Genomic DNA, 12,341 nt, shown 5'->3' on the forward strand with positions numbered 1-12,341 from the left:
TTTACTAACAAAATTTTAAAACTAGTGTTATTTAACGCTCATATTAACAACTTCACCAAACTCTTTAACATCTACTACAAAGCTACCATTGGTATATTGTTCCGATAAATGAATATCTTTAATATTGCCGCTTTCTTCATGTTGTTTTGAATATACTGTATAAGTTGTATGATCTGGTTGAACAACGTTAGCTGCTACGATGCGATGCGGTGATTTTTTAAGCTCTTTTAATAATGTGATACCGCGCTGTGCACGTTTTGCTTTTTGTAAAATATTAAATCTTATGCGTTTTAATGAACCACGTTGAGTCGCCATCAAGATCGTGTTATTTTCATTAACGATTTGTGTTAATACAACATAGTCCTCACTTTTAAGGTTAATCGATTTAACACCAGCGGCTCTTAATCCAGTATCTGATAACTCTTCACTACTGTAAGTTAATGACATACCTTTGTGTGTTAAAACAGTAATCGTTTGTGGTTCATCTAATCTCATTACATTGATCACTTCATCATTATCTTTTAGTTTCATAGAGACAAGTGGTTTATTGTATCTTGATGTTTTAAACATAGAGACATTACTTTTTTTAATCATGCCATTTCGCGTAGCTAAAATATAAAATACATCTGGTTTAAAATCACTTTCACAATAAACATCTATAACATGCTCTCCTTCATCAATGGGCACAATCTGTGATACATGTTGTCCTAAATCTTTCCACTTAATCTCTGAAAGTTTATGAACTGGTATATAAAGATGTCTGCCTTTATTAGTGAATACTAATGCTGTATCTAATGTATTCACTTCTTGATATTTGAGCATTGTGTCCCCATCTTTTACACCTAATTCTTCGACACCACTGGCATTAAAGCTACGTAACGATGTTCGTTTTATATAACCATGTTTCGTAATACTCATAATCACATTTTCGCTTGGTACCATGACCTCTTTGTCAATCTTGATTTCACTGATTTCAGCTTCTATAGTAGATAATCGTTGCTGTTTATATTTATTTTTTATTTCGCCCAATTCTTCTTTGATAACATTCAACAAAGCATCATGGTTATCTAAAATATTTTTTAAATATGCAATTTTTGCTTTTAATTCATCATGTTCTTCTTGTAGTTGTACTATATCTGTATTTGTCAGACGATATAGTTGCAACGTAACAATAGCTTCAGCTTGTGCTTCTGTAAAATCAAACTCAGAAACCAAATTATCTTTAGCGTCTTTTTTATTTTTTGAATTTCGAATGAGTTTAATGACTTCATCTAAAATTGACAAAGCTTTCATTAGACCTTCTACAATATGCATTCTACTTTCTGCATTATCTAATTCAAAACGTGTACGCTTTGTAACTACATCAATCTGATGATTGAGATAACTATCTATAAATTGACGAATACCCATAAGAAGTGGACGACCATCACTGATTGCTACCATATTAAAATTATATGCAACTTGTAAGTCTGTGTTTTTATATAAAAAATTAGCAACCGCTTCGCTATTGACATCTTTCTTTAATTCAATGGCTATTCGCAGCCCTGTACGGTCTGTTTCGTCACGTACTTCTACAATACCATCTACTTTTTTATCTGCTCGCAGTTCATCCATCTTTTTAACAAGTGAACTTTTGTTAACTTCATAAGGTAATTCAGTAACGATAAGTTCTTTTCTACCATTTCTTAATTCTTCGACATCAACTTTAGAGCGAACAACAATTTTACCTTTTCCTGTTTCATACGCTTTCTTAATACCATCAATCCCTTGAATAATACCACCTGTAGGAAAATCGGGCCCTTTGATATACTTCATCAACTGACTTACAGTGATGTTTGGGTTATCTATATACTTCAATGTTGCTTGAATAACTTCAGCGAGATTATGCGGGGGTATATCCGTAGCATAACCTGAAGATATACCTGTACTTCCATTGATTAACAAATGTGGCAATCTAGCAGGTAAGACCATTGGTTCCATTGTCGTATCATCGTAGTTAGGCATAAATGGTACAGTTTCTTTATTAATATCTCTTAATAATTCTTCTGAAATTCTGCTTAATTTCGCTTCAGTATAACGCATAGCAGCTGCTGGGTCGTTATCAATACTACCATTATTACCTTGCATTTCTATCAGAACATGTCGCAGCTTCCAATCTTGACTCAAACGGACCATCGCATCATATACAGATGAATCACCATGAGGGTGATATTGTCCGATAACATCACCGACAGTTTTTGCACTTTTACGGAAATTTTTATCAAATGTATTACCACTAGAATACATAGCGTATAAAATACGTCTTTGAACAGGTTTAAGCCCATCACGAACATCTGGTAATGCACGCTCTTGAATGATGTATTTACTATATCTACCAAATCGGTCGCCAATAACATCTTCCAGCGACAAATCTTGAATTATTTCACTCAATTCATTTCCTCCTCATCAGAATAATCCTGCTCTAGTATTTGAATTTCATTGTTATCCAGAATGCTTTGATCTTCTTGAAGACCAAATTCAACATGTTTTTCAATCCATTCACGTCTAGGAGCTACTTTGTCTCCCATTAAAGTTGTTACGCGTTTCGATGAACGTAATTCATCATCAACTTGTACTCGAATCAGCGTTCTTGTATCTGGATTCATTGTTGTTTCCCATAATTGATCAGCGTTCATTTCCCCTAAACCTTTATAACGCTGTAAACTAAATCCTTTACCTAATTTCTTTTGTAGTTTTTCTAATTCTTCATCTGTCCATGCATATTCTATTTTCTTAGAAGCACCCTTACCTTTTTCCAATTTGTATAGTGGAGGTAATGCAATAAATACTCTACCTGCTTCTACTAAAGGTTTCATATATTTAAAGAAGAATGTTAATAAAAGCACTTGAATATGTGCGCCATCCGTATCCGCATCTGTCATTATAATTACACGATTGTAATTGCTATCTTCTAATTTAAATTCATTACCTACACCAGCACCTATTGTGTGAATAATCGTATTAATCTCTTCATTTTTAAAAATATCTTCTAAGCGTGCTTTTTCAGTGTTTATAACTTTACCTCTTAACGGTAAAATTGCTTGATATTTTCGGTCACGTCCCAATTTTGCAGAACCACCAGCTGAATCACCCTCAACTAAATACAATTCTTTTTTCTCTGTATTCTTACTTTGCGCAGGTGTTAACTTTCCGGATAATAACGTATCTTTTCGTTTGTTTTTCTTACCTGAACGCGCATCTTCTCTTGCTTTACGTGCTGCTTCTCTTGCTTGTTGGGCTTTTAATGCTTTTTTAACGAGGGTTTTTGACAATTGTCCTTTTTCTTCCAAATAATATGGTAATTTTTCAGATACAACAGAATCTACTGCACTTCTGGCTTCAGGTGTACCCAATTTAGATTTAGTTTGCCCTTCGAATTGTAATAATTCCTCAGGTATACGAATTGAAATAATCGCAGTCAAACCTTCTCTTATATCATTACCATCTAGGTTCTTATCTTTTTCTTTCAATTCATTAATTCGTCTAGCATAATCATTAAACACTCTCGTCATTGCTGTTTTAAAGCCAACTTCATGAGTGCCTCCATCTTTAGTACGCACATTATTGACAAAACTCAAGATGCTTTCCGAATATTGATCATTATACTGAAATGCAACCTCTACTTCTATATCATTAGCAGTGCCAGCAAAGTTTGCTACATCGTGTAACACTTCTTTACCTTCATTTACATAACTCACAAATTCTTTTATACCATCTTCATAGTGGAAAACATCTTCTCTTTCTTTGCCAGCTCTCAAATCTTTAAGCGTAATTCTAAGATTTTTAAGCAAAAATGCTGATTCTTGTAAACGTTCACTCAACACATCATAGTTAAAAGATGTTGCTGATTTGAAAATTTCAGCATCTGGTTTAAAGGTAACTTTAGTACCTGTTTTTCTAGTTTTACCTTGTTTTTCTAATCCCGTAGTTGGTATACCACCATGACTAAATAGCTGTTTATAGATAGCACCATCTCTGTATATTTCTACTTCTAACCATTCACTTAATGCATTTACAACTGATGCACCTACACCGTGTAGACCGCCTGAAGTTTTATATCCACCTTGTCCAAATTTACCGCCTGCATGAAGTACTGTAAATATTACTTGAACAGTAGGTTTGCCCGATGTATGAATTCCGGTTGGCATCCCACGTCCATCATCTTCTATAGTAATACTTTCGTCCTTATTTATTGTAACTAATATTTCATTACCAAAACCGTTTAATACTTCATCGACGGAATTATCGACAACTTCATATACTAAATGATGTAATCCTCTTTTATCGGTAGAACCAATATACATACCAGGTCTTTTTCTTACGGCTTCTAACCCTTCCAAAACCTGAATGGAATCATCCGAATATTTATTTTGTTTGTTCATTGCCAATCGTTTCGCCCTCCTACAAACGTACGTTCGTTTTTAAAACTATACATTAGTTATTCTTATATAAATCTTGATAAATTGCAAGTATCAAATTAATATTTAAACCGTGTTTTACTACAGTTATAAATTTTTATTCGTCTAACCGAGGTCATATATGGTAAAATAATTTTAATGTCATTAAAGGATGTGGATTATGTATGATGATGATAATTATCATGTTAATTTTAAGTTATCTCATTGGTGCTTTCCCAAGTGGCTATGTAATAGGTAAATTATTTTTCAAAAAAGATATTAGACAATTTGGTAGTGGGAATACAGGCGCAACAAACAGTTTTAGAGTATTAGGAAAACCTGCAGGATTCCTAGTTACATTTTTAGATATATTTAAAGGGTTTATTGTTGTGTTCTTACCACTATGGTTACCAGTGCATGCAGACGGTGCTATTAGTACATTTTTCACAAATGGACTCATCGTAGGCGCATTCGCTATTCTAGGTCATGTTTACCCAGTTTACCTTGGATTTAAAGGTGGAAAAGCGGTTGCCACAAGTGCTGGTGTTATACTCGGAATCAATCCTATATTATTACTCATTTTAGCAGCGATTTTCTTCGGCATACTTTATTTAACAAAGTATGTATCATTATCGAGTATCATAGCATCAATTTGTTGTGTTATCGGCGCACTATTAATCCGAGATTATATCTTACTAGTCGTGAGTTTTGGTGTAGGAGTTCTATTAATATTTAGACACCGCACAAATATTGTTAGAATATTTAAAGGCGAAGAACCAAAAATTAAATGGATGTAACTATTACAAAAGTCATTAGCAATCAATAACAAAAATAGTAAACATACTCAGACTGGGACAATCTATTGCCACAGCTACTGATAAGTAAAAAACGAATATTTGGCAAATAGAAAATGATGGGACATAAACCTATTCATTAGTCAGTTTGCTCTTATAGTGAAACAGAAATCTTTAAAATAGACTTCTGCTTCACTATTTTTTTATTCATTAAATTAAGGATTTATAACTCAGACTATTATTATATTATTATTTTTTACTTATTATAATCCAAGTAAAGCGTATGAATAGGATTTTCTCTTAAAACGAGCATTTTAAAACAAAATTTATAAAACATAACTTAACATTTATGGAATAAATGCGCTTCTCCCAATTCTATATTCATAAACAATAACATCTATCGTTCATTTAATATTATTTAAATTTTAATCCTTATAATCTTGTTGATTCATTATGCCTCACTAATCTACAACGTGACTAAATATCTTCGTTTTCACGCTGAAACATGATTGAACAATTTGAATTCAAAGAAAATTATACTTAAATATGATATACTACTTTTATTATTACTCAAAATTGGGTAATAACTATAGTACTAATTTAAAAATTAGTAACCAATGGTCACAAGCTATAACTTGTGAAATGAGAGGGGACTTTAATTATGGATATAAAACTTTCAGATAACGCTGTATCTTGGTTTAAAGATGAACTTGATTTACCTGAAGATAACAAAGTCTTACAATTTTTCGTTCGCTATGGTGGAGAATTCCAATTAAAACAAGGATTTAGCCCTGCATTTAGTGTTGATCAAAAAGACGATGTAGAAATTGGTTACGAAAACCATTTCGATGGCTTAGATGTAGTAATTGCCGAAAAAGACTTATGGTATTTTGAAGACCATGATTTATTCATAGACGTCAATGATAGTGTCGATGAAATTGCTTATTCTGCTAAATAATAATAGAACTCAAAACACATAACACAATTTATAATTCATATATTAATATATACTTAAAAAGAGCCTGGTTCCATTCCAGGCTCTTTTTATCAATCATTTTTATCATGCATTTGTACACTTCAAAAATACATAGCAAATGTATTGATGTATATAAATACAAATGTCATACATTGAATTATGCATTTATACATCTAACTAAATTAAAGTATGCCATTTTTCACTTCAAATGTTTCTCCAGCTTGATTTCTTTTATCTACTTCTGCATACATAGCATGCCATTCCGGAAAATATCTATCTAATCTAATAGGCTTAAAGTTGTCCTTTCTAATACAAGTCAAAACAGTTGAACCTGTAGTAGCTAAATCGCCAGCCTCGTTGTATACTTCATAACAATAAATTGATCTTAAACGTGTATATTTTTCAACCCATGTCTTAATTTTAACAGTTTCAGGATACTGTATTGTTTTTATATATTTAATATCTAAATCTGTAACGGGAGAAATAATACCAGACTCTTCCATTGCTTTATAGCTAAAACCTAATTTTGATATATAATCTGTGCGTGCAACCTCAAACCATGTTGGATAATTACCGTGATAAATAACACCCATTTGATCTGTTTCTGCATAACGTGAAGGAATTTCTGTAATACTATAAATCATTTTAAACGTCCTCTTTTCAATTGTTCGAATTACTTATATCTAAATATTAACATAAAAATGAAAGCAAGGCAGAAAACACATTTTAAAATCATTTCTACAGACTCACCTAGCAATAGTTAAAACCTTTAAATTTTTAACAATATATGTTTAGCGTACATAAAAATAAGACTGAGACACAAAAGATTGTCTCAGTCTTAACTATATTCATAATGAACAGTTAATTTGCTAATTTATTTCTTAATACTAATTGTAAAATACCGCCATTACGATAGTAATCAATTTCTACATGTGAGTCGAAACGTGCAACTGCTTCGAAGTCAATAACTTCTCCATTTTCTTTTTCAGCAGTTACTTTTACTAAATCATGTGGTTTTACACTTTCATCGATGTCTACTGAAATCGTTTCTGTACCATCTAGGCCTAAACTATCAGCAGATTCGCCATCTTTAAACTGTAAAGGTAACACACCCATCATAACTAAGTTAGAACGGTGAATACGTTCATAACTCTGAGCAATTACAGTTTTAACACCTAGTAAATTTGTACCTTTAGCTGCCCAGTCACGAGAAGAGCCCATTCCGTAATCATTACCAGCTAATACTACTAAACCAGTACCATCTTCTTTATATTTCATCGCTGCATCATATATAGGCATTTGTTCACCAGTAGGCCAGTAAGTAGTGAAACCACCTTCTGTACCTGGCGCTAATTGGTTTTTAATACGAATATTAGCAAAAGTACCACGAACCATTACCTCATGGTTACCACGACGAGAACCATAAGAGTTAAATTGACGAATAGGTACGTCATGATCTAATAAATATTTACCCGCTGGTGTATCTTTACCGATAGCACCTGCTGGAGAAATATGGTCAGTCGTAACAGAATCTCCAAATTTACCCATAATACGTAAATTATTTAATGATTTAATATCATCAGGTTCTTTAGATAAGTTTTGGAAGAATGATGGATTTTGAATATAAGTTGACTCTGGATCGAAATCATATAATGGTTGGTCTGTTACATCGATTTCATTCCACATTTCATTATTATTATAAACAGTTTCATATTCTTCTTTAAACAATTCAGGAGTAACAACACTGTCTACAGTATCTGCTACTTCTTTAATTGTTGGCCAAATATCTTTTAGGTAGATATCTTCACCATTTTTCCCTTTACCTAATGGCTCATTTTGTAAATCAATATCAACTGTACCTGCAAGTGCATATGCAACTACTAATTGAGGTGATGCCAAATAGTTAGCTTTTACTAACGGATGAATACGTCCTTCAAAGTTACGGTTACCTGATAAAACAGATGTTACAAGTAAATCTTCTTCAGCAATCGCTTTTTCGATTTCTTCTAATAATGGACCTGAGTTACCGATACATGTTGTACAACCGTACCCTACTAAATTAAATCCTAAGTCATCTAAATATTCTTGTAAGCCAGAATCTCTTAAATAACCTGTAACAACTTTAGAACCTGGAGCTAATGAAGTTTTAACATATTCAGGGACTTTTAAGCCTTTTTCAACTGCATTTCTAGCTACCAAGCCAGCACCCAACATAACATATGGATTTGACGTATTCGTACATGATGTAATTGCTGCAATAGCAAGGTCACCTGTAGTCATTTGTGTTTTAGATCCATCTTTAAATTCAATTGTTGCTGTTTTATCAAATTCACTTTCATCAAAACCATGACCCTGGTTACCAGCAGGCGCAGTAACAGATTTTTCAAATTCTTCTTTCATATCACTTAAGAAGATTAAATCTTGAGGTCGTTTAGGGCCTGAAAGTGAAGCTTCAACTGTAGCTAAATCTAATTCAACTACATCTGTATAATCTGGTTCATCTTTATCAGCAGTAAAGAACATATTGTTTTCTTCTAAATATTTTTCAACTAATTCAATTTGTTCTTCTGAACGACCAGTTAAACGTAAATATTTTAAAGATTCTTTATCTACAGGGAAGAAACCACAAGTTGCACCATATTCAGGCGCCATATTTGCGATTGTAGCTCTATCTGCTAATGGTAGCTGTTCTACACCTGGGCCAAAGAACTCAACAAATTTACCAACAACGCCTTTTTTACGTAATTCTTGAGTTACACGTAAGGCTAAATCCGTTGCAGTAGCACCTTGAGGTAACGCATTGGATAATCTTACACCAATTACTTCAGGAATTGGGAAATAAGAAGGTTGGCCAAGCATACCAGCTTCGGCTTCAATACCACCTACACCCCAACCTAATACACCTAGACCATTAATCATAGTTGTATGTGAGTCAGTTCCTACTAATGTATCAGGAAAAGCAACTGTTTCTCCGTCTACTTCACGTGCGTGAACAACGTTTGCTAAGTACTCTAGGTTTACTTGGTGTACAATACCAGTTGCTGGTGGAACAGCACTATAGTTAGCAAATGCTTTAGTAGCCCAATTTAAGAATTGATAACGTTCGTAGTTTCTTTCAAATTCTAATTTCATATTTCTTTCTAGCGCATCTGGATTCGCATAGCTATCTACTTGAACTGAGTGATCAATAACTAAATCCACTGGCACTTCTGGATTAATTTTATTTAAGTCTCCCCCAACATCATTCATAGCTTTACGTAATGACGCTAAGTCTACAACTGCAGGTACACCAGTGAAATCTTGTAAAATTACACGAGATGGTTTGAAAGGTACTTCACCTACTGTACCTTTATTGAATTCAGACAATGCTTTAATGTGATCTTCAGAAATAACAAATCCATCTTCTTGTCTCAATTCAGATTCTAATAAAACTCTAATCGAATATGGCAATTTGGATATTTTAGTTAAACCTTGTTCTTCTAAAGTTTTTAAATCATAGTATGTGTATGATTTCCCATTTAGCTCGAATGACTTTTTCGCTTGCTCTTTTAAATTAGAAGCCATATAAATCCCCCTTGAAATTTTTAGTAATTATATGCCGTTAATTAAATTGTATAATTATATGTAACTTAAAACAACTACCTACCATTATAAACATCTATAATTTAGATTTGAATTTACAATCAGTATGTATAAGCAAAACTTATCACAAGTGCATCGTGTAATAAGTTATTATTATTAATTGAGAATCATTATCACTAATTAAGTGCAATTAAACTTAAACAAAAAAACTGAGAGCCTTCTTCGGCCCTCAGTTTTCAAGCTTATTTCTCTGATTTTTCAGCGTCTCTTAACGGCGCTCTTCTATTGATTATATCATCTTCAAAATCTTCTTGTTGATATTGCACATAATCTTGTAGTCTATGTTTGTTAGGCGTTAAAGTTAAACCTAAGAATTTACGTTCTTTATTCGCATCTTTGTAGAATGAAATCATCATCATTATAACTACAAAGGAGAATGGTAACGCACTGATTATGGCAGCACTTTGAATTGCATTTAAAGCATCTGCACCATTTCCTCCACCTGCAAATAATAACACGAAAGCAATTAATGACTGGGCAATACCCCAAGTCACTTTAACAACATTTGAAGGTTCTAATGAACCAAATGTCGTTTGCATACCTAATACAAAGGTTGCAGAGTCGGCAGATGTAATAAAGAATGATGCAATGAGTACTAGCGCTATCAACGATAATATAATACCAAATGGTATTTCATTAAACACGCTAAATAATTGAGTTTCAGCTGTCATATTAAATAGTTCAGGATTTTTCTTACCAGTTTCAATGCCTAGTACACCAAATACGCTGAACCATACAAAACTTACTAAAGCAGGTACTAAAAGTACACCACCAATAAATTCACGTACTGAACGACCTTTAGAAACACGCGCTATAAAGATACCTACGAATGGGCTCCAGCTTAACCACCAGCCCCAATAGTAAAGTGTCCAGCTAGACATCCATTCACGTTTTTGTGGGTTTTGAGCCGCTGTATCAAAAGTATTAAATAGGAATGAATTTAATAAACTACCTGTTGAACTTGTCATCATATTTAATATCAATACAGTTGGTCCAATAATCAAGACTGCAATCATTAGAACTGCACCTAAACTAATATTTAAATTACTTAAGTATTGGATACCTCTACTTAAACCTGACCATGCACTCATTAAGAATAGAATCGTAACGATCACAATAATGATTGCCTGTACCCAAATTGTATTTGGTACACCAAATAGATAATTCAAACCACCATTGATTTGTAATGCACCCATACCTAATGAAACAGCAACACCGACAACTGTAGCAAATACTGCTAACACGTCAATGATTGTTCCAATTGGACCTTCTACTTTGTTGCCTAAGATAGGGCGTAACGTTCTTGAGATAAGTCCTGGTTCTCCTTTTCTAAACTGTGCGTAAGCAAGTGCTAATGCAACGACACCGTAAATAGACCACGCATGGAATCCCCAATGGAAGAATGTAGAACGTAATGCTTCAGTATATGCTGCAGTTGTTTTAGGTTCCGCATTTGGCGGTGCAGCAAAATCTGCCATAGGTTCAGCAGCACCATAGAACACAAGACCTATACCCATACCAGCACTGAATAGCATCGCAAACCAAGATATAGTATTAAACTCTGGTTTATCATTTGGTTTACCGAGCTTTAATTTTCCAATAGGGCTAAAAATTAGGAAAATACAGAAGAAAACAATAAACGTTGTAAGAATTAAGTAATACCAACCCAATTTATCAGTAATCCATAGTTTGATTGTGTTTGTAACATTGTCAAATTGTTCTGGAACAATTGCCCCGATTAAAACAACTATACCAACAATAATCGCGCTATAAATAAATACTGGGGATATCTTCTTACCGTTTGGTTGATTTTCAGAAGAATTCACAATTAATTACTCCCTTTCATATTCATATTAAATTTTTAAATCTAAATAGAAAATTTGCAAAAACAAATTTATTTCTATTTTTTAGTTTAACCATTCATAAGAATAACAAACATCTATGTTAATATCAAATTCACTTTTAAAAAGTATTTTCTTAATTTAATAAATATTGTATAATAATATTTATATTAAAAAATTTAATTAAGAGAGGTTATTAATATGCTACAAGAATTTAAAGATTTTGCATTAAAAGGAAATGTCTTAGATTTAGCAGTAGCTGTAGTTATGGGTGCAGCTTTCAACAAAATTGTAACAGCTTTGGTTTCATATATTATTATGCCATTAATCGGTTTAATATTCGGTACCGTTGATTTTGCCAAAAGTTGGTCCTTCATGGGTATCAAATACGGGATGTTTGTACAATCGATTATAGACTTTATTATTATTGCATTTGCATTATTTATATTTGTTAAAATTGCAAATACATTAATTAAACAAGAAGAAGAAGAAATTGAAGAAAATACAGTATTATTAACAGAAATTCGTGATTTATTACGTGAAAAATAATAAGCAGCAACAAAAACACTATTTAGTTATCTCATATTAGTGTAAGCATGAGGATATACATCCTTATATGATAGACCCGTAAATGAATTTTGAAAATTCATTT

The 12,341-nt window shown here is 32.8% G+C and carries 8 protein-coding genes; 3 read left to right on the top strand and 5 right to left on the bottom strand.

Going from position 1 to position 12,341, the window contains the following annotated elements:
- Nucleotides 1–27: 27 nt before the first annotated feature.
- Both parC and parE read right to left on the bottom strand, forming a co-directional pair.
- Nucleotides 28–2,430: a DNA topoisomerase IV subunit A gene (parC, locus tag NST87_RS07415; RefSeq protein WP_019467974.1), complete on the bottom strand. Its 2,403-nt coding sequence runs from the start codon at nt 2,428–2,430 to the stop codon at nt 28–30.
- Nucleotides 2,427–4,421, bottom strand: a complete 1,995-nt coding sequence (gene parE, locus NST87_RS07420) for a DNA topoisomerase IV subunit B (protein ID WP_162496137.1) — start codon at nt 4,419–4,421, stop codon at nt 2,427–2,429. The genes parC and parE overlap by 4 nt, the downstream gene beginning before the upstream one ends.
- A 203-nt stretch (nt 4,422–4,624) precedes the next feature.
- Here parE and plsY point away from each other — a divergent pair, with 203 nt between their 5' ends.
- Nucleotides 4,625–5,233, top strand: coding sequence for a glycerol-3-phosphate 1-O-acyltransferase PlsY (plsY, locus tag NST87_RS07425; RefSeq protein ID WP_026034743.1), 609 nt, complete (start codon nt 4,625–4,627; stop codon nt 5,231–5,233).
- Between the two features lie 658 nt (nt 5,234–5,891).
- Nucleotides 5,892–6,188, top strand: coding sequence for a HesB/YadR/YfhF family protein (locus tag NST87_RS07430; protein ID WP_019467977.1), 297 nt, complete (start codon nt 5,892–5,894; stop codon nt 6,186–6,188).
- A 200-nt stretch (nt 6,189–6,388) separates the two neighbouring features.
- Here the strand turns inward: NST87_RS07430 and menI are convergent, their stop codons facing one another.
- From menI to NST87_RS07445, 3 genes are all read right to left on the bottom strand, one after another.
- Nucleotides 6,389–6,850, bottom strand: a complete 462-nt coding sequence (gene menI / locus NST87_RS07435; protein WP_019467978.1) for a 1,4-dihydroxy-2-naphthoyl-CoA hydrolase MenI — start codon at nt 6,848–6,850, stop codon at nt 6,389–6,391.
- 217 nt (nt 6,851–7,067) lie between these two features.
- Nucleotides 7,068–9,770: an aconitate hydratase AcnA gene (acnA, locus tag NST87_RS07440; RefSeq protein WP_040030120.1), complete on the bottom strand. Its 2,703-nt coding sequence runs from the start codon at nt 9,768–9,770 to the stop codon at nt 7,068–7,070.
- Between the two features lie 260 nt (nt 9,771–10,030).
- Nucleotides 10,031–11,674, bottom strand: coding sequence for a BCCT family transporter (locus tag NST87_RS07445; RefSeq protein WP_445684173.1), 1,644 nt, complete (start codon nt 11,672–11,674; stop codon nt 10,031–10,033).
- 216 nt (nt 11,675–11,890) lie between these two features.
- On the opposite strand from NST87_RS07445, the gene mscL reads away from it, so the two are divergent.
- Nucleotides 11,891–12,238 carry a large conductance mechanosensitive channel protein MscL gene (mscL, locus tag NST87_RS07450; protein WP_019467981.1) on the top strand — a complete coding sequence of 116 codons (348 nt, stop codon included), beginning with the start codon at nt 11,891–11,893 and terminating at the stop codon, nt 12,236–12,238.
- The last annotated feature ends 103 nt before the right edge of the window (nt 12,239–12,341 follow it).

The organism is Staphylococcus sp. FSL W8-0271 (assembly GCF_038006605.1).
Lineage (GTDB): Bacteria > Bacillota > Bacilli > Staphylococcales > Staphylococcaceae > Staphylococcus > Staphylococcus cohnii.